The sequence below is a fragment of the Cellulomonas sp. P4_A2 genome (assembly GCF_056402515.1).
This window is the reverse complement of record NZ_JBFUHG010000023.1, coordinates 26752-53311: the sequence shown is the minus strand read 5'-3', so window position 1 is coordinate 53311 and position 26560 is coordinate 26752. Positions and strand designations below refer to the sequence as shown.

28 protein-coding genes and 1 pseudogene are annotated in these 26560 nt (G+C 72.3%); 28 read left to right on the top strand and 1 reads right to left on the bottom strand.

Annotation, left to right across the window (positions count from 1 at the left end; genetic code table 11):
- From AC1DUE_RS18435 to whiG, 21 genes are all read left to right on the top strand, one after another.
- The coding region (locus tag AC1DUE_RS18435) for an AAA family ATPase (RefSeq protein WP_477040867.1) at positions 1-1098 on the top strand (1098 nt) is incomplete at its 5' end.
- A gap of 93 nt (positions 1099-1191) precedes the next feature.
- Positions 1192-1509, top strand: a complete 318-nt coding sequence (locus tag AC1DUE_RS18430; protein WP_477040866.1) for a hypothetical protein — start codon at positions 1192-1194, stop codon at positions 1507-1509.
- Between the two features lie 37 nt (positions 1510-1546).
- Positions 1547-2743 carry a signal recognition particle-docking protein FtsY gene (gene ftsY, locus AC1DUE_RS18425; RefSeq protein ID WP_477040865.1) on the top strand — a complete coding sequence of 399 codons (1197 nt, stop codon included), beginning with the start codon at positions 1547-1549 and terminating at the stop codon, positions 2741-2743.
- A 310-nt stretch (positions 2744-3053) separates the two neighbouring features.
- Complete coding sequence (locus AC1DUE_RS18420) at positions 3054-4391, top strand: ammonium transporter (protein WP_477040864.1); 1338 nt, start codon at positions 3054-3056, stop codon at positions 4389-4391.
- On the top strand, positions 4391-4732 hold the full coding sequence (locus AC1DUE_RS18415) for a P-II family nitrogen regulator (RefSeq protein WP_028047055.1): 342 nt from the start codon (positions 4391-4393) through the stop codon (positions 4730-4732). The genes AC1DUE_RS18420 and AC1DUE_RS18415 overlap by 1 nt, the downstream gene beginning before the upstream one ends.
- Before the next feature lie 21 nt (positions 4733-4753).
- Entirely contained in the window at positions 4754-6550 is a 1797-nt protein-coding gene (locus tag AC1DUE_RS18410) for a [protein-PII] uridylyltransferase (protein WP_477040863.1), read from the top strand.
- A 41-nt stretch (positions 6551-6591) separates the two neighbouring features.
- Positions 6592-8193 (top strand): signal recognition particle protein, encoded by a 1602-nt coding sequence (ffh, locus tag AC1DUE_RS18405; RefSeq protein WP_477040862.1) that lies wholly within the window; start codon positions 6592-6594, stop codon positions 8191-8193.
- Between the two features lie 20 nt (positions 8194-8213).
- On the top strand, positions 8214-9308 hold the full coding sequence (locus AC1DUE_RS18400; protein WP_477040861.1) for an amidohydrolase family protein: 1095 nt from the start codon (positions 8214-8216) through the stop codon (positions 9306-9308).
- Positions 9309-9482: 174 nt separating this feature from the next.
- Complete coding sequence (gene rpsP / locus AC1DUE_RS18395) at positions 9483-9908, top strand: 30S ribosomal protein S16 (protein WP_477040860.1); 426 nt, start codon at positions 9483-9485, stop codon at positions 9906-9908.
- Positions 9908-10147 (top strand): RNA-binding protein, encoded by a 240-nt coding sequence (locus AC1DUE_RS18390; RefSeq protein ID WP_477040859.1) that lies wholly within the window; start codon positions 9908-9910, stop codon positions 10145-10147. Before rpsP ends, AC1DUE_RS18390 begins: the two co-directional genes overlap by 1 nt.
- Before the next feature lie 83 nt (positions 10148-10230).
- Positions 10231-10797 carry a ribosome maturation factor RimM gene (gene rimM, locus AC1DUE_RS18385; protein ID WP_477040858.1) on the top strand — a complete coding sequence of 189 codons (567 nt, stop codon included), beginning with the start codon at positions 10231-10233 and terminating at the stop codon, positions 10795-10797.
- 1 nt (position 10798) lies between these two features.
- On the top strand, positions 10799-11587 hold the full coding sequence (trmD, locus tag AC1DUE_RS18380) for a tRNA (guanosine(37)-N1)-methyltransferase TrmD (protein WP_477040857.1): 789 nt from the start codon (positions 10799-10801) through the stop codon (positions 11585-11587).
- A 211-nt stretch (positions 11588-11798) separates the two neighbouring features.
- Positions 11799-12164, top strand: coding sequence for a 50S ribosomal protein L19 (gene rplS, locus AC1DUE_RS18375; protein WP_028047047.1), 366 nt, complete (start codon positions 11799-11801; stop codon positions 12162-12164).
- Positions 12165-12279: 115 nt separating this feature from the next.
- Complete coding sequence (lepB, locus tag AC1DUE_RS18370) at positions 12280-13137, top strand: signal peptidase I (protein ID WP_477040856.1); 858 nt, start codon at positions 12280-12282, stop codon at positions 13135-13137.
- A complete protein-coding gene (locus AC1DUE_RS18365; protein WP_477040855.1) occupies positions 13134-13874 on the top strand; it encodes a ribonuclease HII in 741 nt (246 codons plus the stop codon). The genes lepB and AC1DUE_RS18365 overlap by 4 nt, the downstream gene beginning before the upstream one ends.
- A 46-nt stretch (positions 13875-13920) precedes the next feature.
- Complete coding sequence (locus AC1DUE_RS18360; protein ID WP_028047046.1) at positions 13921-14244, top strand: DUF2469 domain-containing protein; 324 nt, start codon at positions 13921-13923, stop codon at positions 14242-14244.
- A 90-nt stretch (positions 14245-14334) separates the two neighbouring features.
- A complete protein-coding gene (locus AC1DUE_RS18355; protein ID WP_477040854.1) occupies positions 14335-14691 on the top strand; it encodes a YraN family protein in 357 nt (118 codons plus the stop codon).
- Entirely contained in the window at positions 14692-16215 is a 1524-nt protein-coding gene (locus AC1DUE_RS18350; protein WP_477040853.1) for a YifB family Mg chelatase-like AAA ATPase, read from the top strand.
- Entirely contained in the window at positions 16212-17417 is a 1206-nt protein-coding gene (gene dprA, locus AC1DUE_RS18345) for a DNA-processing protein DprA (protein ID WP_477040852.1), read from the top strand. Before AC1DUE_RS18350 ends, dprA begins: the two co-directional genes overlap by 4 nt.
- Positions 17418-17613: 196 nt before the next feature.
- On the top strand, positions 17614-18546 hold the full coding sequence (locus AC1DUE_RS18340; RefSeq protein WP_477040851.1) for a tyrosine recombinase XerC: 933 nt from the start codon (positions 17614-17616) through the stop codon (positions 18544-18546).
- Between the two features lie 20 nt (positions 18547-18566).
- Complete coding sequence (whiG, locus tag AC1DUE_RS18335) at positions 18567-19481, top strand: RNA polymerase sigma factor WhiG (RefSeq protein ID WP_477040850.1); 915 nt, start codon at positions 18567-18569, stop codon at positions 19479-19481.
- Positions 19482-19558: 77 nt separating this feature from the next.
- Here the strand turns inward: whiG and AC1DUE_RS18330 are convergent.
- Positions 19559-20059, bottom strand: a pseudogene (locus AC1DUE_RS18330) (peptidoglycan DD-metalloendopeptidase family protein); the annotation flags it as partial.
- Positions 20060-20468: 409 nt separating this feature from the next.
- Here AC1DUE_RS18330 and rpsB point away from each other — a divergent pair.
- The 7 genes from rpsB (at position 20469) to AC1DUE_RS18295 (ending at position 26491) form a co-directional block, all read left to right on the top strand.
- A complete protein-coding gene (gene rpsB, locus AC1DUE_RS18325) occupies positions 20469-21542 on the top strand; it encodes a 30S ribosomal protein S2 (RefSeq protein WP_477040849.1) in 1074 nt (357 codons plus the stop codon).
- Positions 21543-21614: 72 nt separating this feature from the next.
- The gene (gene tsf / locus AC1DUE_RS18320; RefSeq protein ID WP_477040848.1) at positions 21615-22460 is read left to right on the top strand and encodes a translation elongation factor Ts; all 846 of its coding nucleotides are present in this window, start codon (positions 21615-21617) and stop codon (positions 22458-22460) included.
- A 97-nt stretch (positions 22461-22557) separates the two neighbouring features.
- Entirely contained in the window at positions 22558-23301 is a 744-nt protein-coding gene (pyrH, locus tag AC1DUE_RS18315) for a UMP kinase (RefSeq protein ID WP_477040847.1), read from the top strand.
- Between the two features lie 48 nt (positions 23302-23349).
- A complete protein-coding gene (gene frr, locus AC1DUE_RS18310) occupies positions 23350-23907 on the top strand; it encodes a ribosome recycling factor (protein ID WP_477040846.1) in 558 nt (185 codons plus the stop codon).
- Positions 23907-24752: a phosphatidate cytidylyltransferase gene (locus tag AC1DUE_RS18305; RefSeq protein ID WP_477040845.1), complete on the top strand. Its 846-nt coding sequence runs from the start codon at positions 23907-23909 to the stop codon at positions 24750-24752. The genes frr and AC1DUE_RS18305 overlap by 1 nt, the downstream gene beginning before the upstream one ends.
- A 60-nt stretch (positions 24753-24812) precedes the next feature.
- A complete protein-coding gene (gene rlmN / locus AC1DUE_RS18300; RefSeq protein ID WP_477040844.1) occupies positions 24813-25940 on the top strand; it encodes a dual-specificity RNA methyltransferase RlmN in 1128 nt (375 codons plus the stop codon).
- Positions 25937-26491 carry a DivIVA domain-containing protein gene (locus AC1DUE_RS18295; protein ID WP_477040843.1) on the top strand — a complete coding sequence of 185 codons (555 nt, stop codon included), beginning with the start codon at positions 25937-25939 and terminating at the stop codon, positions 26489-26491. Before rlmN ends, AC1DUE_RS18295 begins: the two co-directional genes overlap by 4 nt.
- Positions 26492-26560: the final 69 nt, after the last annotated feature.

Sequence of the window (26560 nt, the reverse complement as noted above, 5' to 3'; positions counted from 1 at the left end):
GCGCAGGCCGAGCGCGCCGCCCGGGAGCGGGCCGCCGAGCGCGAGAGGTCGCGCGCGCGGCAGGCCGGGGTCGCCGAGGCCGTCCGCGACGGTGCCCAGCGCGCGCTCGTCGTGCTCGACGAGTCCCTGCGCCGGGCGTCCGCCGAGCGGGACGATGCCGAGACCGCGCGCGGCGAGCGCGACCGCGCGGTGACCGCGGCCCGCGCCGAGGTCGACGTCCGGGCCGGCGAGCTCGCCCAGCTGACCGACGTCGCGCACCGCGACGAGATGGCCCGCACGCAGCAGCGCCTGCGCATCGAGACGCTGCAGGCGCGCGCGGTCGACGACCTGGGCCTCGACCCGGCCGTGCTGATCGACGAGTACGGCCCCCACCAGGACGTCCCGGTCATCCCCCCGCCCGACCCCGGCTCCGACGAGCCGGCGGCGGTGCCCTACGTCCGCGAGCAGCAGGAGAAGCGCCTCCGGGCTGCCGAGCGTGCCCTGTCGCTGCTGGGACGCGTCAACCCGCTCGCGCTCGAGGAGTTCGCCGCGCTCGAGGAGCGTCACCAGTTCCTCGTCGAGCAGCTGGCCGACCTCAAGAAGTCGCGTGCCGACCTGCTCGAGATCGTCAAGGAGATCGACGAGCGCGTCGAGCAGGTGTTCGCGGACGCCTACCGCGACACCGCGGCGGCGTTCGACGTCGTCTTCCCGCGCCTGTTCCCCGGCGGCGAGGGGCGACTCGTGCTCACCGACCCCGACAACATGCTCACCACCGGCATCGAGGTCGAGGCGCGGCCCGCCGGCAAGAAGGTCAAGCGCCTGTCGTTGCTGTCGGGTGGCGAGCGATCGCTGACGGCCGTGGCGCTCCTCGTCGCGATCTTCAAGGCGCGGCCCAGCCCGTTCTACGTGATGGACGAGGTCGAGGCCGCGCTCGACGACGCGAACCTGGGCCGCCTGCTCGAGATCTTCCGAGAGCTGCAGGAGGACTCCCAGCTCATCGTCGTGACGCACCAGAAGCGCACGATGGAGATCGCCGACGCCCTCTACGGCGTGACCATGCGCGGGGACGGCGTGACCACCGTGATCAGCCAGCGGATGCGCGAGGACGTCGCGGTCTGAGTGCCTCGCGTCCTTGTGGAGATTGTGTGAGGTTGTCCGCCCGGCGCGCGTTCGATGCTGCTCACTGCGTGCTCGGCACGGAGACTGGATGACATGCCGGTTCTCGTTGCGATCTTCGTCGCCCTGCTCGTCGCGGGCGGTGTGCTGCTCGTGGCCAGCGTCGTCAGCACCCGGCGCGACCGCCGCGAGTCGCCGCTGACCGCCCTGAAGGCGGGCCTGACGGGCCGGGACCACCCCGACTCCGCGGTCGGTGCCGCCGCGACCGCCGAGCCCGTGGACGTCTCGCTGGCCGAGTTCCTCAGCGTGACCGTCGAGGAGGGGGACCCGTACCTCCACGTCGACGACCTGACCTCGACGCTGCAGGACGCGCGCGCCAAGGCCGCGGGAGCACTGACCGCCAAGCGACGCTGACTCGCTTCCTGGCGCCGCCGCCGTACAGACTGTCCCGGTGACCAACGACAGCCTCGAGATCCTTCTCGCCGCCGGCATCCCGATCGCTCTGCTCGTCGTCCTCGCGACGACGCTCGTGCGTCGTCGCCGACCCGGCCTCGACGACGAGGCACCGCCTCCCGTGGCGGAGGAGGCACCGGCAGCGACCCCGGTCGAGGCTCCCGTCGACACGGCGCCTCCCGCGCCCGTCGTCGAGGCGCCCGAGGAGGTCTTCCCGGACGAGGCCGAGCTGGCTCCCGTCCTCGAGGTCCCCGAACCCGTCGCGGGTCGCCTCGCGCGGCTGCGCTCCCGGCTCGCCCGGTCCGGCTCACCCCTGGGCACGCGGCTGCTCGCGGTCCTCTCGCGCGACCACCTCACGGAGGACGACTGGGACGAGCTCGAGGAGACGCTGCTGCTCGCGGACGTGGGCGCCGGTCCGAGCGGTGAGCTGATCGACGCCCTGCGCACACGGGTGCGGGTGGACGGCGTCAAGGACCCCGCGCAGGTCCGCGCGCTGCTGCGCGAGCAGCTCATCGCGCTCGTCGACCCCACGCTGGACCGGTCGCTGAGCACGGCCCCGACCGTGGCCGAGGACGGGTCCGCCGTCCCGGCCGTCGTCCTGGTCGTCGGCGTCAACGGCACCGGCAAGACGACGACGGTCGGCAAGCTCGCGCGCGTGCTCGTCGCCGAGGGGAGCACTGTGGTGCTCGGTGCGGCGGACACCTTCCGAGCCGCCGCCGCCGACCAGCTGCAGACCTGGGGCTCCCGGGTGGGCGTGCACACCGTGCGCTCGGACCGCGACGGTGCCGATCCCGCGGCCGTCGCGTTCGACGCGGTCCGGGAGGGCAAGACCGAGGGCGTCGACGTCGTGCTCGTCGACACCGCCGGGCGCCTGCAGAACAAGGCCGGCCTGATGGACGAGCTCGGAAAGATCACGCGCGTCATCACGCGCGAGGCGCCCCTGTCCGAGGTGCTCCTGGTGCTCGACGCCACGACGGGCCAGAACGGCCTGAACCAGGCGCGGGTCTTCAACGAGGTCGCCGGCGTCACCGGCATCGTCCTGACCAAGCTCGACGGCACCGCGAAGGGCGGGATCGTCGTGGCGGTCCAACGTGAGCTCGGCGTCCCGGTCAAGCTCGTCGGCCTCGGTGAGGGACCCGACGACCTGGCGCCGTTCGACGCCGCGTCCTTCGTCGACGGGCTGCTCGAGGGCTGACCGCGAGCGCAGGGTCGCGCCGACCTGTCCGGTTTGCTCGGATAATGGGTGGAGTTGTCGCCGTCGGTCCGGCAAGGTGCCCGTGCGGACCGTCACCGAGCCCATCACCTGCCGGAATCAGTGGCTGACCAGGCACGACGCGCGTCGACGCGCGGCCGGACCTCCTGGACGACCGCTCACCACGAAATCGAACGTTTACGCGGGATCGGCGCTTGTCACACGCCCGTAACGTCCCTGGTGACCGAAGGAAACGGGCCTCCCCGACTGTTGACCCGTCCGACCGCCAGGTCGGCGGAGGGAGAGACGCGTAATGGGCTCCACCTTGGTTTCCGCGGAATTCACGCTGGACTCCGGCAACACCGCCTGGATGATGACTTCGGCCGCGATCGTCCTCATGATGACGGTCCCCGGCCTCGCGTTCTTCTACGGTGGCATGGTCCGCAGCAAGTCGGTCCTGAACATGCTGATGATGAACTTCATCTCGGTCGGGACCGTGGGTTTCGTCTGGGTGCTGTACGGCTACTCGATGGCCTTCGGCCCGGACACGACCGGATTCGGGCAGTTCGTCAGCAGCCCGACCACGTACTTCGGTCTGAACGGTCTGACCGACGACCTGAGCCTCCTGGGCTTCGCGGGCGTCCCGGCGCTCGTCGCCGTGGGATTCCAGGCCACGTTCGCCGTGATCACGGTCGCACTCATCTCGGGCGCGATCGCCGACCGCATCAAGTTCGGCACCTGGATCGCCTTCACGGTGGTGTGGGTGACGCTCGTCTACTTCCCGCTCGCGCACATGGTGTGGGGCGGCGGCTTCCTGAGCCCGGTCGGTAAGGTCGCGGGCTGGCTCTCGGCCCCCATCGACTTCGCCGGTGGCACGGTCGTCCACATCAACGCCGGTATCGCGGGCCTCGCCCTCGTGCTCCTGCTCGGCAAGCGCAAGGGCTGGCCGAAGGAGCCGATCCGGCCGCACAACCTGCCGTACACCATGCTCGGTGCCGGCCTGCTGTGGATCGGCTGGTTCGGGTTCAACGCCGGCTCCGAGGGCGGCGCGGACAGCGTCTCCGGTCGTGCGTGGATCAACACGTTCGTCGCCACCTGCCTCGCGATGCTCACCTGGCTCATCGTGGAGAAGATCCGCGACGGCCACGCGACGTCCCTGGGTGCCGCATCCGGCATCGTCGCGGGCCTTGTCGCCATCACCCCGGCTGCGGCCGCGGTGGACACGTACGGCGCCATCGCGATCGGTGCGATCGCCGGTGTGGTCTGCGCCCTGGCGGTCGGCCTGAAGTTCAAGTTCGGCTACGACGACGCTCTCGACGTGGTGGGTGTCCACCTCGTCGGTGGTATCACTGGGACGCTGCTGATCGGCTTCTTCGCGACGACGAACCAGGGTGCCTGGTACCCGGACGGCGCGCAGGACGGTGTCTTCTACGGTGGCGGCTTCACCCAGCTGGCCTCGCAGGCGGTCGTGGCACTGTTCGCGGTCGTGTTCTCCTTCGTCCTGACCATCATCATCGGCTTCGTCCTCAAGGCGATCACCGGTCTGCGGCTCAGCGAGGATGACGAGGTCAACGGCATCGACCTGGCAGTGCACGGTGAGACGGCGTACGAGACCCTGGGTGGAACCCGGGTCCTGACGGAGGTGAACTGATGACCAAGCTCGTCACGGCTGTCATCCAGCCGCATCGGCTCGATGACGTGAAGTCCGCGCTGGAGGCCGCCGGAGTCCGGGGGCTGACGGTGAGCGAGGCGAGCGGCTACGGCCGTCAGAAGGGCCACACCGAGGTCTACCGAGGCGCGGAGTACACCGTCGACCTGGTGCCCAAGGTGAAGATCGACGTCCTGGTCACCGACGAGGACGTGGCGGGCGTGACCGAGGTCATCATCCGCGCGGCCCAGACGGGCAAGATCGGTGACGGCAAGGTCTGGGTCGTGCCGGTGGAGGACGTCGCTCGTGTCCGCACCGGTGAGCACGGCGACGACGCGCTCTAGCAGGACGGTGAATCGCAGCACATGACACACGAACGGCCGCCCGCGGGGGGCGTGGCCGGACATGGGTCGCCCGAGGTCCCGCACCCCCCCGKTGGGGTGCGGGACCTCCGCGCAGAACGGCTCGAGCTCGCCGCCGGCCTGACCGGCCCGGGGTCCGACGGCATCGGGCGACGCCGCGCCATCGTCGACCTCGTCGTCCACCGGCTCAGCGAGCAGTGGACGCTCGCCACCGAGGGCGACGACGTCTCGGGCATCGCGCTCGGGGCGGTGGGCAGCATCGGCCGGGGTGACGCCAGCCCGGTCAGCGACCTCGACCTGCTCCTCGTCCACGAGGGACGCGGGCACTCGCCCGACGAGCTCGCCGCGCTCTCGCAGCGCATCTGGTACCCCATCTGGGACGCCGGGCTCGACCTGGACCACTCGGTCCGCTCGCTCGCACAGTGCCGCCAGGTGGCCTCCAAGGACCTGCCGGCCGCGGTGGGCCTGCTCGACCTGCAGCCGGTGGCCGGCGACGCGCTGGTGATCGCGCGCGCCAAGTCCGCCCTGCTCGAGGACTGGCGCTCCGCGGCCCGCCGCCGGCTCCCCGAGCTCCTCAACTCGACCCGTCAGCGCGCCGAGCGGCACGGCGAGCTCGCCTACCTCATCGAGCCGGAGCTCAAGGAGGCGCGCGGCGGCATCCGCGACGCCGTGGTGCTCAGCGCCCTGGCTGCCACCTGGCTGACGGACCGCCCGCACGGTGCGGTCGACATGGCCTACGCGCACCTGCTCGACGTGCGCGACACCGTGCAGGTGGTCACGCGACGGCACACCAACCGGCTCCTGCTCGCCGACCAGGACGAGGTGGCCGCGCTCGTGGGGTTCGACGACCGCGACGACCTCCTGGCGAGCATCGCCGAGGCCGGCCGCGTCATCTCCTACGCGCTCGACACCACCGTCCGCAACGCCCGGCAGGCGCTCCAGCGCCCGGCGAGGACCGCGATGCTCGTGCGCGGACGTCGGGCCGCGCCACGGCTGCGCTCGATCGCGGAGGACCTGGTCGAGCACGACGGCGAGATCGTGCTCGCGGTCGACGCGCGACCGGCGGACGACCCGCTGCTCTCGCTGCGCGCGGCGGCCACCGCTGCGCGGACGGGGCTGAGCCTGTCGCCGGTGACGGTCGCGAGCCTGACGTCCACGCCGCCCCTGCCGACGCCCTGGCCCAAGGCGGCGCGCCAGTACCTGCTCCAGCTGCTCGGCTCGGGTCCGGCGCAGGTGCCCATCTGGGAGGCGCTCGACCTGGCCGGCGTGGTGACCACCTGGATCCCCGAGTGGGCGGGCGTCCGGAACCGGCCGCAGCGGTCGCAGGTCCACCGGCACACGGTCGACCGCCACCTGATCGAGACCGTCGCGCGTGCGAGCCGCGACAAGCGCGTGGTCGAGAACGGCGACACCCTGCTGGTGGCGGCCCTGCTGCACGACATCGGCAAGCGCGCCGGCGCGGGGGACCACTCGGTCGAGGGTGCCCGCCTGGCCGGCCCGATCGTGGCGCGGATGGGTTTCGACGAGCAGATGGTGGCCGACGTGACGCGCCTGGTGCGCGAGCACCTCACGCTCTCGGAGCTCGCCACGACCGCCGACCCGGACGACCCGGCGACCATCGCGCGGCTGCTCGACGCGGTCGACCACCGCCCGGACATGCTGGTCCTGCTGCGCGCGCTGACCGAGGCGGACGCCGGCGCGGCCGGTCCGCTGGCGTGGAGCACGTGGCGCGCGACGCTCGTCGACGACCTGACGGCGCGGGCCACCCGCGCCCTGGCAGGTACGCTGGGCTCTCTCTGAGAAGCCGTTCCTGAGAACCCCCGAAGTGTGAGGATCGCCAGGTGTTCGCCACCCTGTCCGACCGACTGACGTCGACCTTCAAGAACCTGCGTACCAAGGGCCGTCTGTCCGAGGCGGACATCGACGCCACGGTGCGCGAGATCCGTCGCGCCCTGCTCGACGCCGACGTCGCCGTCCCGGTCGTGCGGTCGTTCACCGGTGCCGTGCGCGAGCGGGCCCTGTCGGTCGAGGTCTCCGGTGCCCTGAACCCGGCCCAGCAGGTCGTCAAGATCGTCAACGAGGAGCTCGTCGCGATCCTCGGCGGCGAGACGCGCACGCTGAACCTCGCCAAGAACCCGCCGACGGTCATCCTGCTCGCGGGTCTGCAGGGTGCCGGCAAGACGACCCTCGCCGGCAAGCTCGCGCTGCACCTGAAGTCGCAGGGCCACACCCCGCTGCTCGTCGCGGCCGACCTCCAGCGCCCGAACGCGGTGACGCAGCTGCAGGTCGTCGGCGAGCGCGCCGGCGTGCCCGTGTTCGCCCCGCACCGGGGCAACCAGGGCCACGAGGACGTCCTGCCGGCCGACGCCGACCCGGTCGCGGTCGCCCGCGAGGGGCTCGCGACGGCCAAGTCGAAGCAGCACGACGTCCTGATCGTCGACACGGCCGGACGCCTCGGCGTCGACGCGGACCTGATGAAGCAGGCCTCCGACATCCGCGACGCGCTCGACCCGGACGAGATCCTGTTCGTGATCGACGCGATGATCGGCCAGGACGCGGTCACGACCGCCCAGGCGTTCCAGGACGGCGTCGGGTTCACCGGCGTGGTCCTGTCCAAGCTCGACGGCGACGCCCGCGGTGGCGCCGCGCTGTCGGTGGCCAGCGTCACGGGCCGCCCGATCCTGTACGCCTCCACCGGTGAGAAGCTCACCGACTTCGAGGTGTTCCACCCCGACCGCATGGCGTCGCGCATCCTCGACATGGGCGACGTGCTCACCCTCATCGAGCAGGCCGAGAAGGCGTTCGACGCCGGCGAGGCCGAGGCGCTGGCCGACAAGCTGTCCGCGGGCAAGGACCTCACGCTCGAGGACTTCCTGAGCCAGATGCAGCAGCTGCGCAAGGCCGGACCGCTCAAGAAGATGATGGGCATGCTGCCGGGCATGGGGCAGATGCGCGAGGCGCTGGACAACTTCGACGAGCGCGAGGTGGACCGCATCGAGGCGATCATCCGCTCGATGACGCCCGCCGAGCGCCGCACGCCGAAGATCATCAACGGCTCGCGCCGCGCGCGCATCGCCAAGGGCTCGGGAACGCAGCCCAGCGACGTCAACCAGCTGCTCGAGCGCTTCGACGGCGCGCAGAAGATGATGAAGCAGATGGCCAAGGGCGGCGGGATGCCCCCGGGCATGCCGGGCAGCATGGGCAACCTGCCGGGCATGGGCGGCAAGAAGTCGAAGGGTCGCACGGCCCCGCCGGTGCGCCGGGTCAAGGCCAAGTCCGGCAACCCGGCCAAGCGGGCCGAGCAGGAGCGCGGCATCACGAGCCGTCCGGCCTCGGCCCCCGGCTCCGCGTTCGGCGTCGCCGCACCCAAGGCACCCGTCGACGTCGACCCCGCAGACCTGACGCTGCCCGCGGACCTCGACCGGTTCCTCGGCGGTCGCTGAGCCGGGCTGCGGCCACCCCGATGGTCCTGCACCTGCGTGGCACGGTCGTCCTCGACGACGAGCACGAGGTCGGTGAGGCCTGGGTCGTCGGCGGACGACTGACGTTCCAGCGCCCGGCGCTCGAACCGTCCGCCGTCCTCGAGGGCTGGGTGCTGCCCGGCCTGGTCGACGTCCACTGCCACATCGGCCTGGCGGCGGACGGCCCGGTCGACGCCGCGACCGCCGAGCTGCAGGCGATCGCCGACCGCGACTCGGGCGTGCTGCTCGTGCGCGACGCGGGCTCGCCGGCCGACACCGGCTGGGTGCACGACCGCGCCGACCTCCCGCGGCTGATCCGCGCGGGACGGCACCTGGCCCTGCCCAAGCGGTACCTGCGGCACTACGGCCGCGAGCTCGCGTCGACGGACGCCCTTGCGTCCGCGGTCCTCGAGGAGGCGGCGCGGGGCGACGGCTGGGTCAAGCTCGTCGCCGACTGGATCGACCGCGACCTCGGAGCCGACGGCGACCTGACGCCCCTGTGGCCGGCGGACGTGCTGAAAGAGGCGGTGGCCGGGGCGCACGCCGCCGGTGCCCGCGTCACGGCGCACACGTTCGCGACGGAGTCTCTCGACGCCTTGCTCGACGCGGGTATCGACTGCCTCGAGCACGCCACGGGGGCCACGTCCGAGCACGTCGACCGCATCGCGGCGGCGGGCATCCCCGTCACCGCGACCCTCCTCCAGATCGCGCAGTTCGAGGCGATCGCTGCCCAGGGGGAGGCGCGCTACCCGCGGTTCGCGTCGCGCATGCGCGCCCTGCACGCCCACCGCTATCAGCTGGTGCGCGACCTGCACGAGGCGGGCGTCCCCGTCCTCGTCGGGACCGACGCCGGCGGCACCCTCGGGCACGGCCGGATCGCCGACGAGGCCGCCGAGCTGGTGCGCGCCGGCCTGCCGCCCCGCGAGGTGGTCGCGGCGGCGAGCTGGCGGACGCGCGAGTGGCTGGGCGTCCCGGGCGTCGCCGAGGGCCAGAGCGCCGACGTGGTCGTCTACGACGGCGACCCCAGGACGGACATCGCCGTGCTCGAGCACCCGCGCGCCGTGGTTCTCCGGGGGGACGTCGTCGCGCACGTGTGACGTCGGGCATGTGGTTGGGGGAGACCCTCCACATCTGGCACAATGGTCGGCTGTACCCGGCGTCTGCAGCCCCTCTACCTGCGTTCACCGTGTCCCCGACCGAACCGGCGCGCCCAACCCCACGGGTCATGCGCGGGAACGTCAACTCAGCAGACCTCAGGAGAAGACCACACCGTGGCCACCAAGATTCGTCTCAAGCGTTTCGGCAAGATCCGCCAGCCGTACTACCGCGTCGTCGTCGCCGACTCGCGCACCAAGCGCGACGGCCGCGTGATCGAGGAGATCGGCAAGTACCACCCCACCGAGGAGCCCTCGTTCATCGAGATCGACTCCGAGCGTGCGCAGTACTGGCTCGGCGTCGGCGCGCAGCCGACCGAGCAGGTCTCCGTGCTCCTCAAGATCACGGGTGACTGGCAGAAGTTCAAGAACCTTCCCGGCCAGGAGGGCACCCTGCGCACCAAGGCCGACAAGGTCGACCCGAAGGCGGCCATCGAGGCCGTCGGTCTGGACGCCGAGAAGGCCAAGGCCAAGGCGTCCGAGAAGAAGGCTGCCGACAAGGCCGCCGCTGCCGAGGCTCCTGCCGCGGACGACGAGGCCTGATGCTCGCGGAGGCGCTCGAGCACCTGGTGCGCGGCATCGTCGACCACCCGGACGACGTGCGGGTCAACGCCTCGACGCTGCGTCGCGGTGACCTGCTCGAGGTCCGCGTGCACCCGGACGACCTCGGCCGGGTCATCGGCCGCGGCGGTCGGACCGCTCGTGCCCTGCGCACGGTCGTCGGCGCGCTCTCCACGGACGGCTCGGTCCGGGTCGACGTCGTGGACGTCGACCGGCGCTGAGCCCAGCACCACCTGCGCAAGGCCCGGTCCCCTAGCCTGGGGACCGGGCCTTCGCCACATCCGCCGCCTCTGGAAGGACTCCCATGCTGTTGACCGTCGCGCGGATCGGCCGTGCCCACGGCCTGCGCGGTGAGGTGGCGCTCGACCTGCGCACCGACACCCCCGAGGACCGATTCGGCGCCGGCACGCAGCTGCGGACCGAGCCGGCTGCGCGCGGTCCGCTCACGGTGGTCAGCACCCGGGTCCAGCAGGGTCGCTGGTACGTGACGTTCGCGCAGATCAACGACCGCACCACGGCCGAGGCCATGCGTGGCACCGAGCTCGTCGTCGAGGAGGACGTCTCCGACGAGGACGACGCCTGGTACCCGCACGAGCTCGCAGGGCTGCGCGCCGAGCACGTCGACGGCTCGCTGCTCGGCGAGATCATCGGTCTGGAGCACCTGCCGGCGCACGACATGCTGATCTTGCGCGAACCCGACGGCACGCGCACGCTCGTGCCGTTCGTCCGCGTGATCGTGCCGGTCGTCGACGTCGCGGGCGGGCGCGTGGTGCTCGACCCGCCCGGTGGCCTGCTCGCCTCCGACGCCGCGAACCTGGTGGTCTCCGAGGAGACGGTCGGCGCGTCGGACGACGACGGGGCCGACGACTGACGTGCGCATCGACGTCGTCTCGATCTTCCCGGAGTACCTCAGCCCGCTCGAGCTCTCGCTCGTCGGCAAGGCCCGGACGTCCGGGCTGCTCGACCTGCGGGTGCACGACCTGCGGGACTGGACCACGGACCGGCACCGGACGGTCGACGACACCCCGTTCGGCGGCGGCGCGGGCATGGTCATGCGCCCGGACGTCTGGGGGAGCGCGCTCGACGAGGTCCTGACGCCGGGCGCGCACCTCCTGGTGCCGACGCCGTCGGGGGAGCCGTTCACGCAGCGGACCGCCGAGGCGCTCGCCGGCGAGAGCCACCTCGTGCTGGCCTGCGGCCGGTACGAGGGGATCGACTCGCGCGTGGCGGAGCACTACCGCGGGCGTCCCGGGGTGACCGTGACCGAGTTCTCGATCGGCGACTACGTGCTGAACGGCGGCGAGGTGGCGGCCCTGGTCGTCGTCGAGGCCGTCGGACGCCTGCTCCCGGGCGTCGTCGGCAACCCCGAGTCCCTGGTCGAGGAGTCCCACGGGGCTGCTGGACTGCTCGAGTACCCCGTCTACACCAAGCCACCCGCCTGGGCCGGGCTCGAGGTGCCCGAGGTGCTGCTCTCGGGGCACCACGCGAAGATCGCGCGCTGGCGTCGGGACACCGCGCTCGAGCGCACCGCCGCGCGCCGGCCGGACCTCGTCGCCGCTCTGCCCCTCGACCAGCTCGACGCGCACGACCTGCGCGTGCTGGCTGACCTCGGGTGGGTGCCCGTGGACGGTCGGCTCGTCCGGGCTGAACCGCCCCTCTGATTTACCGCTGCACCCCTGCGTGTGGCAGACTTGCCCGTTGGTGCGCGCAGGCTGCGTCTCTGCCACAGGGGAGACGATCAACGGCCACCTGGGAGATGTCTCCCGGACGCGCACGACCATGAGCCCACGGACGCCGGCTCCTGCCCTCGCGGGCGGGCCGAGACGTCCCGACGACGCTCCTGACCTGTGGCAGGGCGAGGAAGTGAACATCATGCACACGCTCGACTCCGTCGATGCAGCATCGCTGCGCTCCGACATCCCGGACTTCCGCGCCGGTGACACCCTGAAGGTCAACGTCAAGGTCGTCGAGGGCACGCGCTCCCGCATCCAGGCGTTCCAGGGCGTCGTGATCGCGCGCCAGGGCAGCGGCGTCCGCGAGACCTTCACGGTCCGCAAGGTCAGCTTCCAGGTCGGCGTCGAGCGCACCTTCCCCGTGCACTCCCCGAGCCTGGAGTCGATCGAGGTCGTCACCCGCGGTGACGTCCGTCGCGCCAAGCTCTACTACCTGCGCAACCTGCGCGGCAAGAAGGCGAAGATCAAGGAGAAGCGCGACTTCGTCCCGGCCAAGAAGGCCTGACGCTCAGCGCTCCCAGCACTCCTCGACGGGCGGTCACCTCACGGTGGCCGCCCGTTCGCGTCGTCGGACATCCGTCGTGTACGCGGATCACAACTCCACGTGCGAGAGTGTGCGGGTGACCGACCGACCCGCCGACGAGCTCGGCATCGACGCGGGTCCGACGGCCTGGCCGGGCCAGGTGAGCTCGGCTGCGCCCGCGACGGCCGCGACGGCGGGAGAGACCGTCGTCCCGTTCGGGGAGGTCCCGCCCTCGACCCCGGCGTCGTCCAGCCCGCGTCGCCACGCGGCCCCCCGGCGGCACGGCGGAGCCGGTTCGCTCCTGCGCGAGACGGTCATCATCCTCGTCAGCGCGATCGTCCTGTCGCTGCTGGTCAAGACCTTCCTGGTGCAGGCGTTCTTCATCCCGAGCCAGTCGATGCACGACACCCTGATCGAGGACGACCGGATCCTCGTCTCGAAGCTCACGCCCGGCCCTTTCGACCTGCGCCGCGGTGACATCGTCGTGTTCAAGGACCCGGGTGGCTGGCTCCAGGAGCAGGTCGTGCCGGATCCTGGCCCCGTCCGATCCGGGATCAACAACTTCCTGACATTCATCGGCCTGTACCCCGCGGACGCCAACGAGCACCTGGTCAAGCGGCTGATCGGGCTGCCCGGCGACCGCGTGGCCTGCGCCGGACCGGGCGAGCCGATCACCGTGAACGGCGTGCCGATCGACGAGCCGTACCTCGCCGCGGGCGCGATGCCGAGCGAGCTCCAGTTCGACATCACGGTGCCGCCGGACAGCATCTGGGTGATGGGCGACAACCGCCAGAACTCGGCGGACTCGCGGTTCCACCAGGGCAACCCGGGCGGCGGCTCCGTGCCGATCTCGAACGTCGTCGGCACCGCGTTCGTCACCGTGTGGCCGCTCGAACGCTTCGGCCTCCTGCGCAACCCGAGCAGCACGTTCGCGGACGTGCCACCCCCGTCGTGACCACGACCGCCGACCGTCCGGCGACGCCGCGCACCGCGGCGCCCCGGCCGTCGGCACCCCGCACGCCGCCGCACCTGCGCAACGAGCGGCTGCTCCTGCGCGACGGCGCCCGCCTCCTCGCGGGCATGGACGAGGTGGGCCGCGGGTCGCTCGCCGGGCCGGTCAGCGTCGGCGTCGTCGTGGTGGACGTCTCGACGCGCTCCGCCCCGCGCGGGGTCGCCGACTCCAAGCTGCTGACGCCGGCGGCGCGCACCGCCCTCCTGCCTCCGCTGCGCCGGTGGGGTGTCGCCCGGGCCGTCGGGCACGCGAGCGCGGCGGAGATCGACGAGGTCGGGATCATCGCCGCCCTGCGCCTCGCGGGCACCCGGGCGCTGGAGACGGTCGCCCTGGTGGTCGGCCCGGTGGACGTCGTGCTCCTCGACGGCTCGCACGACTGGCTCAGCCGTCCGGCCCAGGGCGACCTGTTCTCGCTCGACGACGAGCCGCTGGTCGCCGGACCGCGCGTGCACCTGCGGGTCAAGGCCGACCGTACGTGCGCGAGCGTGGCCGCCGCGAGCGTCCTGGCCAAGTGCGAGCGCGACGCGATGATGGTCGACCTGTCCGCGCAGCACCCGCACTACCGCTGGGACGAGAACAAGGGCTACGCGTCGCCCGAGCACATGGCGGCGCTGCGCGAGCTCGGACCGAGCGTCCTGCACCGGCGCTCGTGGCGGCTGCCGGGAGTCGAGGTCGACTGAGCCGCGTCGGTCGGGCGAGCGTCGTGCGATGGGGGATGATGGGCGCGTGAGTGCCGAGGACCTGGAGAACTACGAGACCGACATGGAGCTCGCGCTCTACCGCGAGTACCGCGACGTCGTGGGGCTCTTCTCCTACGTCGTCGAGACCGAGCGCCGGTTCTACCTGGCCAACCAGGTCGACCTGCAGGTGCGGTCGGCAGCCGGTGAGGTCTACTTCGAGCTGTCGCTCGCGGACGCGTGGGTGTGGGACGTCTACCGCTCCGCGCGGTTCGTGAAGTCGGTGCGGGTCGTGACGTTCAAGGACGTCAACGTCGAGGAGCTGGCCAAGGCCGAGCTCGACCTCGGGGGCAGCGCCGGCTTCGCGCGCTGAGCCGCCCCCAGCCCCTGCGCGGACCTCCTGGTCGGGACCGGCCGTTCCTGCCGCGTCCCGGCTGGAAGCGTCGTGCCCGGAGGTGGTCCGGTGCGCGCGAAGGACGCAGTGGGGCGGTACGGCGAGGACGTTGCGGAGGCGCACGTGCGTCGCCGCGGGTGGCAGGTGCTCGAGCGCAACTGGCGGTGCCGCGACGGTGAGCTCGACCTCGTGGCGCTCGACGGCGACGAGCTCGTGGTGGTCGAGGTCAAGACCCGTCGGTCGACCGCGTACGGGCACCCGGCCGAGGCGGTCACCGCCGTGAAGCTCGCGCGGGTGCGTCGGCTCGCGGCCCAGTGGCTCGCCGTGCACGACGTGCACCCGAGCTCGGTCCGGGTCGACGTGATCGCGGTCCTCCTCCTGCGTGGTCGCGCGGCGCAGGTCGACCACCTGGTCGGGGTGGTCTAGGTGGTGCTCGGCCGAACCCTCGGCGTCGCCCTCGTCGGGCTCACCGGGCACGTCGTCGACGTCGAGGCGCACCTGGCGCCGTCCCTGCCGGCATTCACGCTCGTCGGCCTGCCGGACGCGTCGCTCGCCGAGTCGCGGGACCGCGTGCGTGCCGCCGTGACCTCGTCGGGCCTGGCGTGGCCCAACCGGCGGATCACCGTGAACCTCTCGCCCGCCACCCTGCCCAAGTCGGGGTCGGGCTTCGACCTGGCGATCGCCGTCGCGACGCTCGCCGGTGCCGAGGTGGTCGACCCGGCGGGCCCCCAGGGAGTCGTGCACCTCGGCGAGCTCGGTCTGGACGGGCGGCTGCGGCCCGTGCGTGGCGTGCTCCCTGCGGTCGCCGCAGCCGTCGCCGCAGGGCGTCGTCGCGTGGTCGTCGCCGAGGCCAACGTGGCCGAGGCCCGGCTCGTGCCGGGTGCCCAGGTGGTCGGTGCGCGCAGCCTGGCAGAGGTGGCCGCGAGCTACGGCGCCGACGTCGCGGTCCCCGCGCTGCCCGCGGTCGAGCCCGAGGCCGTGCAGCTGCGCCCGCGCCTCGCCGCGCTCGACCTGGCGGACGTGGTGGGCCAAGAGGACGCCCGCGCGTGCCTCGAGGTCGCCGCGGCGGGCAGTCACCACCTGCTCATGGTGGGGCCGCCCGGCACCGGCAAGACCATGCTCGCCGCCCGCCTGCCCGGGCTCCTGCCCGATCTGTCGGAGGCCGACGCGGTCGAGGTGACCGCCGTGCACTCCGTGGCCGGAGCGTTCGACCCGGGGGAGGGACTCCTCCGGAGACCGCCGTTCGAGGACCCGCACCACACCGCGACGCCGGCCAGCGTGATCGGCGGCGGCTCCGGGGTGCCGCGTCCCGGCGCCGCGTCGCGTGCGCACCGCGGCGTGCTGTTCCTCGACGAGGCCCCGGAGTTCAGCACCGCGGTGCTGCAGACCCTGCGCCAGCCGCTCGAGCACGGCGAGCTGGTCCTGCACCGGGCCGCCGGCACCGCGCGCTACCCGGCGCGGTTCCAGCTGGTGCTGGCGGCCAACCCGTGCCCCTGCGGCCAGGCGGTCGGCAAGGGGCTCGCGTGCACGTGCCGCAGCGAGCAACGGCGCCGCTACTTCGGCAAGCTCTCCGGGCCGTTGCTGGACCGCGTGGACCTGCAGGTGGAGCTCGGCCCGGCGCGGGCCGGGTCGACCGCGGGGGAGTCGACCTCTCTGGTCGCCGCCCGGGTCCTGGCTGCCCGTGGAGCGCAGTCGGACCGGCTCGAGGGCACGCCCTGGCGGACGAACGGCGAGGTCCCGGGCGGTTGGTTACGTGCGCGGCTGGGCCCCGACCGCTCTCTGATGGGCGACCTCGACCGGGCGCTGGACCGAGGCACGCTCAGTCTGCGCGGGGTCGACCGGGTGCTGCGGGTCGCGTGGACGCTGGCGGACCTCGAGGGTCGGGCGGCGCCCGGGCGATCCGACGTCGGGCGTGCGCTGCTCCTGCGCACGCGCGGGAACGGCGCATGAGCGCCGACGAGGCGGACGCGCTCGCGCGGATGGCCTGGAGCGCGCTCGTCGAGCCCGGTGACCCGGTCGCCGGGGTCCTGGTCGAGCAGCTCGGTGCGTCCGACGCCCTCGACTGGGTCCGTTCCGGCGTCGGAGGCAGCTCCGAGATGCACTGGCGAGCGCTCGAGGAGCGGTGCGGGACTCTCGCTCCGGACGTGCGGGCGCGGATCGCCCGAGCCGTCGCCCGCTGGTCCGGGCGCCTCCCCGACGTCGACGCTGCCCGCAGCGGGGACCAGCTGGCGCGGCTCGGTGGCGTGCTGCTCGTGCCGACGGACCCGCGCTGGCCCGACGGCCTGACCGATCTCGGCGCCGAGGGGCCGTTCTGCCTCTGGGTCCGCGGGGAGCCCGACCTACGGGCGGTGCTGACGCGGTCCGTCGCCGTCGTGGGGTCGCGGGCGTCGACCACCTACGGCGAGCGGGTCGCGTTCGACCTCGCCGACGGCCCGACCGGCCGCGGGGTGTGCGTCGTGTCCGGCGGTGCGTACGGCATCGACGCGGCGGCGCACCGGGGTGCCGTCGCGCGGGACGGCGCGACCGTGGTGGTCCTCGCAGGGGGCGTGGACCGCGCCTACCCCGCCGGCAACGCCCGGCTGCTCGAGGCGGTGGTCGGTGCCGGCGGGGCGCTCGTGGCGGAGGTGCCGCCGCAGAGCCTGCCCACCAAGAGCCGATTCCTGCAGCGCAACCGGTTGATCGCCGCGGCCGGCAAGGCGACGGTCGTGGTCGAGGCGGCCTGGCGGTCCGGCGCGATGAGCACCGCCCACCATGCGGCCAGGTTGCTACGACCGGTCGGGGCGGTGCCCGGACCGGTCACGTCGGCCGCGTCCGCCGGCTGCCACCGGCTGCTCCGGGACGGCGTCGCGGTCTGCGTCACGGACGCCGACGAGGTCGGTGAGCTCGCCGGGCTGACCGGCTCGGCCGCAACCCCCGGCGAGGAGGCCGCCGACGCCGGTGCGGTCCGCGCGACCGACCACCTGGACCCCGTGGCGCGCCGGGTCCTCGACGCCCTGCCGCGCCGGTCGGCGGTCGAGGTGGAGCGGGTGGCCGCCGCGGCGGGTATCTCCAGGGTGGAGGCAGGGGCAGCCCTGGGCATTCTGGAGCTCGACGGATGGGCAGTTCGCCGGGGCAACGGGTGGCTTCTGAGCAGGATGTCCGAAAGTTCATAGTGCCAAATGTCCAGCGGACTCGCCGATGGCAAAGGAGTGAGTTTCGGGGGTGAGTCCTGCAGGGGGTGAAAAAATCGGACACCGGTCCAATACGCGCTCGACGAATCGGACATTGACCCCGGAATCGCCCAGGATTAGGCCGTAGGTGTGAAAGTCGCGCTTGTTCCCGGCTGTGTTTCACGCCACCGTAGGGGCCATGAACGTGGCCGAGATCACCACAGGGACGCCCAGCCGGGCGAGCATCCTTGCTGCGTTCTCGGACCACCTGACCGCCCAGCGCGGCCTCTCGGAGCATTCCGTCCGCGCCTATCTGGGCGATGTCGACCAGCTTCTGGGATATGCCTCCCGCCACGGCGCGGTCACGCTCTCGGACATTGATCTCGCGATGCTGCGCGGCTGGCTCGCCTCCATGGCGACGGCTCGGCGCAGCCGCTCCACCCTGGCCCGCCGCGGTGCGGCCGTCCGGACGTTCTTCGCATGGGCCACGCGCTCGGAGCTCGTCGCGACCGACCCGGCCCTGCGCCTGGCGACGGCCCGCGCGGCCTCCCCGCTGCCGACCGTGCTCCGGGTCGAGCCGGTCACCCAGCTCCTCGACCAGGCCGGCGAGCGCGCCGAGGACGACGACGCGATCCACCTGCGCGACTGGGCGCTGCTCGAGCTGCTGTACGCCACGGGCGTCCGCGTGGGGGAGGTCGTCGGTGCCGACCTGGCCGACGCCGACCCGTCCGAGCGCACCATCCGCGTCGTCGGCAAGGGCGACAAGGAGCGGGTCGTGCCCTTCGGCCGCCCCGCCGAGCTGGCGCTGCGCGCCTGGCTCGACCGCGGTCGCCCGCAGCTCGCACAGCCCAACTCCCCGAAGGCCGTGTTCCTCGGCCTCCGCGGCGGACGCCTCGACCAGCGCCAGGCGCGCGCGGTCGTGCACCAGGCCGCCGCACTGGCAGGCGTCGACGACGTCGCGCCCCACGCACTGCGTCACACCGCAGCGACCCACCTTCTCGAAGGCGGTTCGGACCTGCGCAGCGTCCAGGAGATCCTCGGTCACTCGAGCCTCGCCACGACGCAGCGCTACACACATGTCTCCGCCGAGCGTCTGCGATCGGCGTTCCAGCAGGCGCACCCCCGAGCATGACGGACACAACGGAGTCGACGATGACCACTCAGCTGGATGCCGCATACAACGTGCACACGCGGTTCACGGGTACTGCGCCCGAGGGCGTCATCCCGCAGCCGCGCGCGTCCGCGGCCGAGCTGCTCGCCGAGGTCCCGACGCAGCGTGGAGCCTCCGCGCCCAGCCGGACCGGCGAGGACATCGACGCCCTCTGGGAGGAGTACAAGGCGACCTCCGCGCCTCGTGCCCGTGAGCGCCTGATCCTGCACTACGCGCCCCTGGTCAACGCCGTCGCCGGCCGCGTGGGCATGCGGCTGCCGAGCACCGTGGAGCAGGCCGACCTGGTCTCCTACGGCATGTTCGGCCTCATCGACGCCATCGAGAAGTACCAGACCGACCGTGCGGTGAAGTTCGAGTCCTACGCCTCCTCCCGCATCCGCGGCGCCATCATCGACGAGCTGCGCGCCATGGACTGGGTCCCGCGCTCGGTCCGCACCAAGGCCCGCTCCGTCGACCGCGCCTACGCCGAGCTCGAGGCCAAGCTGCACCGCACGCCCAGCGAGGCCGAGGTCGCCCTGCACCTCGAGATGCCGGTCGAGGACCTCCGTGCGATCTACTCTCAGCTCTCCACCGTCAACGTCGCCGCGCTCGACGAGCTGCTCGGCGGCGGCGAGGACCGCCCCGGCGGCGTCTCGCTCGGCGACACCCTCGGCGACGAGCGGACGCTGGACCCGGCCGGCTCGCTGGAGGCGGCCGAGACCAAGTTCCTGCTGGCCCGTGCCATCGAGTGTCTCGGGGAGCGCGAGCGCATCGTCGTCGTCCTCTACTACTACGAGGGCATGACCCTCGCCGAGATCGGTCGCGTCCTGGGCGTCACCGAGTCGCGGATCTCGCAGATGCACACGGCCGCGATGGTCCGGCTGCGCACCCGCCTCATGGACGCCGAGCGCGTCTGACCTCCGGCGGGACGCGTTCCCGACGAGAGCAGCACCACAGGTCCCGCCCCGGGCAGCAGACCCAGCGGGTCGACGTACTCGGCGCCCTCCCGCACGCCCCAGTGCAGGCAGGTTCGCGGCGCGCAGTGCGAGCCCGCAGCCTCGACGGTCCCGACCGGGTCGCCCCGTGCCACGCGCGTCCCGACGAGCACCGAGGCGCCGACCGGCTCGAGGCTCGACCGCCGACCGTCCGGGTGCGCGACGGTCAGCACGCCGCGACCCGCGACGGATCCCGCGAACGCCACGACACCGTCCGCCGGCGCGAGCACCTCGGCACCCACGACCGAGCGCAGGTCGACCCCGCGGTGCCCCGCCGACCACGCCTGCTCGGGCGCCTCGAACCGCCGCGCGACGTCGGGCGCGCCGGCCAGCGGCAGGCCGTAGGACTCGGACGCGCGCACGGGTACCGGTCCGGAGGCCGCCGGCAGCGCCGAGCCGAGCACGCCCAGCAGCACCAGCGCGAGGAGCGCGCAGACGGCGACCGCGACGGTCGGCGCGAGCCGGACGTGCGGCGCTGGTCGCGGCGAGGTCCTGGTCATGTCGCCACCCTGGCCTCCGGGAGCGACCGGCACGTCGGGCGCGTCGCCGACCGGAGGCGGATCCGCGTCGCCGGGGGGCTGGGGACGGCTCGGCCCCCGGTGTTCGGAGCTGCTGCCGCCATCCGCTAAACTGTTCTCGCGACCGGTCCGTACCGGTCGACTTCGCGCGTCATCCTCCCTTCCGGGAACCCGCTCGTGCCCTCCGGGGTCGGGCGAGCACCAGGTCGGGGTCGATCTCCGCAGCGGTCCGGCATCTTGCACACGGTCACCCGATGCAGCTGCCGGAGCGGACGACGACATGGCGCCAGGGGCGACGACCACATGGTCGGAGCCGACAACCGAGATGCGGATCCCTCGCGGGTCCGCCTTTGACGCGTGCACCTCGCGGTGCGCGCCGGAAGGACGTGCCATGGCCGTCGTGACCATGCGCCAGCTGCTCGAGAGCGGTGTCCACTTCGGACACCAGACCCGCCGCTGGAACCCCAAGATGAAGCGCTTCATCTTCACCGAGCGCAACGGCATCTACATCGTCGACCTGCAGCAGTCGCTGTCCTACATCGACCGCGCGTACGACTTCGTCAGCCAGACCGTCGCCCACGGCGGCACCATCCTGTTCGTCGGCACCAAGAAGCAGGCGCAGGAGCCGGTCGCCGACCAGGCCGCCCGCGTCGGCATGCCGTACGTCAACCAGCGCTGGCTCGGTGGCATGCTCACCAACTTCAGCACCGTGCACAAGCGTCTGCAGCGCCTCAAGGAGCTCGAGCAGATCGACTTCGACGACGTGGCGGGCTCGAACCTCACGAAGAAGGAGCTGCTCGTCCTGCGCCGCGAGAAGGACAAGCTCGCGAAGACGCTCGGCGGCATCCGCGACATGGCAAAGGTCCCCTCGGCCGTGTGGATCGTGGACACGAACAAGGAGCACCTCGCCGTCAACGAGGCGCGCAAGCTCGGCATCCCGGTCGTCGCGATCCTCGACACCAACTGCGACCCCGACGTCGTCGACTACCCGATCCCGGGCAACGACGACGCGATCCGCGCCGTGCAGCTGCTGACCCGCGTCATCGCGGACGCCGCGGCCGACGGTCTGCTCAAGCGTCACTCGGGTCGCACCGCGGCCGCCGAGGGCGCCGACGCCGACGCCGAGCCGCTGGCCGAGTGGGAGCGCGAGCTGCTCGCCGGTGCCGAGGCCGGCCTGGCCGCCGAGGCCACGGCCGAGGCCACCGAGGACGCTGCCGAGGAGGCCGTCGCGGCCGAGGTCGTCGAGGAGATCGCCGAGGCGGTCGCCGAGGAGATCGCCGCCGAGGAGATCGCGGAGGCCGTCGTCGAGGAGGCCGCTGTCGAGGCCATCGCCGAGGAGCTCGTCGCTGAGGGCGTCGAGGCCGAGGTCGCCGTCGAGGCTGCCGAGGAGGTCGTCGCCGAGGCCGTTGCCGAGGAGGCCGCCGACGCCGACGCCCAGGCCGAGGGCGACACCGACGCCAAGTGAGTTGATCCGGCCGCCGCGAGGCGGCCGGATCCCCGCTCGATCATCACGACACAAGCAGAACGGACACGACTGATGGCGAACTACTCGCTCGCAGACATCAAGGCGCTGCGCGAGAAGACCGGTGCCGGAATGATGGACGTCAAGAAGGCGCTCGAGGAGGCTGAGGGCGACTCCGACAAGGCGCTCGAGCTCATCCGGGTCAAGGGCCTCAAGGGCGTCGGCAAGCGTGAGGGACGCGCGGCCTCCGACGGCCTCGTCGTCGCGCACGTCGGCCCGACGGCCGACGGGGAGGGTCAGACGGGCGTGCTCGTCGAGATCAACTCCGAGACCGACTTCGTCGCCAAGAGCCCGAACTTCGTCGCCCTGGCGGACCGCGTCCTCGCGGCCGCGGTCGACAGCCCGGCTCGCGACGCGGACGCGCTGCTGGCCACCGAGGTCGACGGCTCCAGCGTGCAGAACATCGTCGACGAGACGGCCGCCACCCTGGGTGAGCGCGTCGTCGTGCGTCGTCTGGCCCGCGTGGCCGGCGAGCACGTCGAGGTCTACCTGCACAAGGTCAGCAAGGACCTGCCCCCGCAGGTCGGCGTCCTCGTGGCGACCGACGCGGCCGGTGCCGGTGTGGCCCGTGACATCGCGACCCACATCGCGGCGTTCTCGCCGACGTACCTGACGCGTGAGGAGGTCTCGGCCGACGTCGTCGCGAACGAGCGCCACATCGCCGAGGAGACGGCGCGCAACGAGGGCAAGCCCGAGGCCGCGCTGCCGAAGATCATCGAGGGCCGCCTCAACGGCTTCTTCAAGGAGAACGTCCTGCTCGAGCAGGCGTTCGCCAAGGACAACAAGAAGACGGTCGCCCAGGTCCTCTCCGAGGCCGGCGGCACGCTGACGGGCTTCGTGCGCTACCGCGTGGGAGCCTGACACCTGTGAGCGCAACGGTGGCCCCGATCCGACTGGGTCGGGGCCACCGTCGCAACCAGGCGGCGGACGCCGCACCCAACAGCTGCGAGGAGACGACGTGAGCCAGGACCCGGGTCCCGTGCGCGGGGCCGAGCCGGAGCGTCGCGTCCTGCTCAAGCTGTCGGGCGAGACGTTCGGCGGAGGCGACATCGGCCTCGCGGCGGACGTCGTGCAGCGGGTGGCCGCGGAGATCGCGGTGGCCGTCCGCGCCGGGGTGCAGGTGGCGATCGTCGTCGGCGGTGGCAACTTCTTCCGCGGCGCCGAGCTCTCGCAGCGCGGTCTGGACCGCGCCCGCGCCGACTACATGGGCATGCTCGGCACGGTGATGAACTGCCTGGCGCTGCAGGACTTCCTGGAGCAGGCCGGCGTGAGCACCCGCGTGCAGACGGCGATCACGATGGGCCAGGTGGCCGAGCCGTACATCCCGCTGCGCGCCATCCGGCACCTCGAGAAGGGCCGCGTCGTCATCTTCGGCGCCGGCGCCGGGATGCCGTACTTCTCCACCGACACCGTCAGCGTCCAGCGCGCCCTCGAGACGCACTGCCACGAGGTCCTCATGGGCAAGAACGGCGTGGACGGCGTCTACTCGGCCGACCCGCGTACCGACCCCACGGCCGTGAAGCTCGACCACCTGACCTACACCGACGCCCTGGTCAACGACCTGGGGGTCATGGACGGCTCGGCGCTCAGCCTGTGCCGCGACAACGACGTCCGCATGCGCGTGTTCGGCCTCGAGGAGGTCGGGAACGTCACGCGGGCCCTGCAGGGTGAGAAGATCGGCACGCTGATCACGGCCAGCTGAACCCCACCCGGGCGCAGGCCGAACGACACGAACGACGAAGGAGCTCCGGTGATCGACGAGACCCTCTTCGAGGCTGAAGAGAAGATGGACAAGGCCGTCGAGGTCGCCAAGGAGGACTTCTCGACGATCCGCACGGGCCGCGCCAACGCCGCGATGTTCTCCAAGGTGTTCGTCGACTACTACGGCAGCCCGACGCCCCTGCAGCAGCTCGCGTCCTTCAACGTGACCGAGGCGCGCACGATCCTCGTCTCGCCGTTCGACAAGTCGTCGACGGTCGCGATCGAGAAGGCCCTGCGCGACTCCGACCTCGGGGTGAACCCCACCAACGACGGCAACGTCATCCGCGTGGTCCTGCCCGCGCTGACGCAGGACCGTCGCAAGGACTTCGTCAAGCTGGCCAAGACCAAGGCCGAGGACGCGCGCATCTCGGTGCGCAACGTGCGTCGTCGCGCCAAGGAGGAGCTGGACCGCATCGTCAAGGACGGCGAGGCGGGTGAGGACGAGGTGGGTCGCGCCGAGAAGGAGCTCGAGGCGCTGACCAAGAAGCACGTCGACCTCATCGACCAGCTCCTCTCGTCCAAGGAGAGCGAGCTGCTCGAGGTCTGATGACGGACACAGCCATCGCCACCACCCGCACGCCGCGCTCGGGTCGCGACCTCCCGGTCGCGATCGTCGTCGGTGTCGGCCTGCTCGTCCTCGTGGTGGCCTCGCTGTTCATCCGCAAGGAAGCGTTCGGCGTCCTGGCGATCATCGCGGTCTGCGCGGGTCTGTGGGAGCTGGCGCAGGCGTTCACGCGCCGCGACATCCACCTGCCGCTGCTCCCGCTGCTGGTCGGCGCGATCGGGATCCTCGTGTCGGCGTACACAGCCGGACCCGAGGCGCTGTTCGTGTCGTTCATGCTCACCGTCGGGGGCGTCGTCGTCTGGCGCGTGCTCGACGGCAGCGGCCAGTCGGCCCTGCGGGACGTGACCGCCGGGACGTTCGCGGCCGCGTACCTGCCGTTCCTCGCCGGGTTCGTCATGCTCATGCTCGCGGAGCCCGACGGGCCGTCGCGCGTGATGCTGTTCATCCTGCTCTGCGTGGCCAACGACACCGGCGGCTACACGGTCGGTGTCCTGCTGGGCAAGCACCCGCTCGCGCCGTCGGTCAGCCCGAAGAAGACCTGGGAGGGTCTGCTCGGGTCGATCGTCCTGGCGTGCGTCGTCGGCGTCGTCGGCGTGCAGGTCGCGTTCGACGGTGAGCCGCTCGTCGGCGTGTTCCTGGGGCTGGCCACGGTCGTGACGGCGACTCTGGGCGACCTGAGCGAGTCCATGCTCAAGCGCGACCTGGAGCTCAAGGACATGGGCCGGCTCATCCCCGGCCACGGTGGCCTGCTCGACCGGCTCGACTCCCTCCTGCTGACCGTCCCCGCGGTCTACGTCGTCCTGGCGGTCCTGCAGCCCGCCGCCTGACAGCTCGTCTTTCTTCCTCGCGCGGCCACCGCCGCCAGCCCGACCCGAGAGGGGGTACCGATGACCGGTACACCCGTCCGCCTCGACCTGTCCTCGCCCAGCCGGGGACCTCGGGGCAAGCCGCCCAAGCACTTCGTCGACCTCACGCCCGAGCAGCGGATCGAGGCCGTCACGGAGCTGGGGGAGAAGCCGTTCCGCGCCAAGCAGCTGGCGACGCACTACTTCACGCACCTGTCGAACGACCCCGCGACGATGACCGACCTGCCGAAGGCGACCCGCGACAAGCTGGTCGAGGGGCTGTTCCCGCGCCTGCTGACCGCGCACAAGACCATGACGGCCGACCACGGCACCACGGTCAAGACGCTCTGGCACCTCTTCGACGGCGCCAAGGTCGAGTCCGTGCTGATGCGCTACAAGAACCGCACCACGCTGTGCATCTCGAGCCAGGCCGGCTGCGGCCTCGCGTGCGCGTTCTGCGCGACGGGCCAGATGGGCCTCACACGCAACCTGTCGACCGCCGAGATCGTCGAGCAGGTCCGGGCGGCCGGCCGCATGCTCGCCGACGGCGAGGTGCCGGGCGGCCCGACCAGGCTGACGAACGTCGTCTTCATGGGCATGGGCGAGCCGCTGGCCAACTACAAGTCGGTGATGGAGACGGTGCGGCGCCTCGTCGCGCCGACACCCGACGGGCTGGGGATGTCCGCCCGCAACGTCACCGTCTCGACGGTGGGCATGGTCCCGGCGATGAACAAGCTGGCGGGCGAGGGCATCCCGGTGACGCTCGCGCTGTCCCTGCACGCGCCCGACGACGAGCTGCGCAGCGAGCTCGTGCCGGTCAACACGCGCTGGTCCGTCGCCGAGGCGATCGACTCGGCGCACCGGTACTTCGTGGCCACCGGCCGACGCGTCTCGATCGAGTACGCGATGATGCGCGACATCAACGACCAGGCGTGGCGCGCGGACCTGCTCGGCGAGCTGCTCAACCAGCGGGGGCGTGGCTGGGTGCACTGCAACCCGATCCCGCTGAACCCGGTGCCGGGCTCGAAGTGGACGGCGAGCGATCCGCAGGTCGAGCAGGAGTTCGTGGCACGCTTGCGTGCGCACGGCATCCCGACGACGATCCGGGACACGCGCGGCAGTGAGATCGACGGTGCCTGCGGCCAGCTCGCAGCAGAGGAGGACGAGTGAGCGACGGCATGTTCCGGACCGTCTCCGGTCTGAAGCAGGGCTACGACCCGGACGAGGTCGACGACTTCTTCGCCCACGCGAGGGCGGTGTACGAGCAGGGACCGGCCGCCGCGTTGTCCAGCAAGGACGTGCGTGGGGTCGCGTTCGACATGGTGCGCGGCGGGTACGTGACCGCGGCCGTCGACGCGGCGCTCGACCGGCTCGAGGCGGCCTTCGTCGCCCGGGCGCGTGCCGAGTACGTGTCGACGCAGGGGCAGCAGGCGTGGATGGCCAAGCTGAGCGAGCAGGCGCGCACGCTCTACGGCCGCCTCGGTCGGCCGGACGGCGACCGGTTCGCCCCGCCCGAGCGTCGTCAGCAGGGCTACGAGCCCGCCGACGTCGACGAGCTGTGCCGTCGCCTCGTCGCCTACTTCGACACCGGTGCGCCGCTCGCGGCCGCCGAGGTGCGTGCCGCCACGTTCCGCCGCCGCAAGGGCCGCAACGCCTACGCCGAACCGCCGGTCGACGCGTTCTTCGCGCGGGCCGTCGAGGTGCTGCTCGGCGTCGAGTGACCAGCACGGGTGACTGACCCGCAGAAAGGCCGCGCTCCGACGAGGAGCGCGGCCTTTCGCATTCATGGA

Excerpts from the sequence above, each read along its gene's own strand:
- AC1DUE_RS18430 (WP_477040866.1), top strand. The coding sequence starts at position 1,192 with ATGCCGGTTCTCGTTGCGATCTTCGTCGCCCTGCTCGTCGCGGGCGGT.
- AC1DUE_RS18420 (WP_477040864.1), top strand. The coding sequence starts at position 3,054 with ATGGGCTCCACCTTGGTTTCCGCGGAATTCACGCTGGACTCCGGCAAC.
- AC1DUE_RS18415 (WP_028047055.1), top strand. The coding sequence starts at position 4,391 with ATGACCAAGCTCGTCACGGCTGTCATCCAGCCGCATCGGCTCGATGAC.
- AC1DUE_RS18400 (WP_477040861.1), top strand. The coding sequence starts at position 8,214 with ATGGTCCTGCACCTGCGTGGCACGGTCGTCCTCGACGACGAGCACGAG.
- AC1DUE_RS18390 (WP_477040859.1), top strand. The coding sequence starts at position 9,908 with ATGCTCGCGGAGGCGCTCGAGCACCTGGTGCGCGGCATCGTCGACCAC.
- rimM (WP_477040858.1), top strand. The coding sequence starts at position 10,231 with ATGCTGTTGACCGTCGCGCGGATCGGCCGTGCCCACGGCCTGCGCGGT.
- rplS (WP_028047047.1), top strand. The coding sequence starts at position 11,799 with ATGCACACGCTCGACTCCGTCGATGCAGCATCGCTGCGCTCCGACATC.
- dprA (WP_477040852.1), top strand. The coding sequence starts at position 16,212 with ATGAGCGCCGACGAGGCGGACGCGCTCGCGCGGATGGCCTGGAGCGCG.
- AC1DUE_RS18340 (WP_477040851.1), top strand. The coding sequence starts at position 17,614 with ATGAACGTGGCCGAGATCACCACAGGGACGCCCAGCCGGGCGAGCATC.
- whiG (WP_477040850.1), top strand. The coding sequence starts at position 18,567 with ATGACCACTCAGCTGGATGCCGCATACAACGTGCACACGCGGTTCACG.
- rpsB (WP_477040849.1), top strand. The coding sequence starts at position 20,469 with ATGGCCGTCGTGACCATGCGCCAGCTGCTCGAGAGCGGTGTCCACTTC.
- tsf (WP_477040848.1), top strand. The coding sequence starts at position 21,615 with ATGGCGAACTACTCGCTCGCAGACATCAAGGCGCTGCGCGAGAAGACC.
- AC1DUE_RS18305 (WP_477040845.1), top strand. The coding sequence starts at position 23,907 with ATGACGGACACAGCCATCGCCACCACCCGCACGCCGCGCTCGGGTCGC.
- rlmN (WP_477040844.1), top strand. The coding sequence starts at position 24,813 with ATGACCGGTACACCCGTCCGCCTCGACCTGTCCTCGCCCAGCCGGGGA.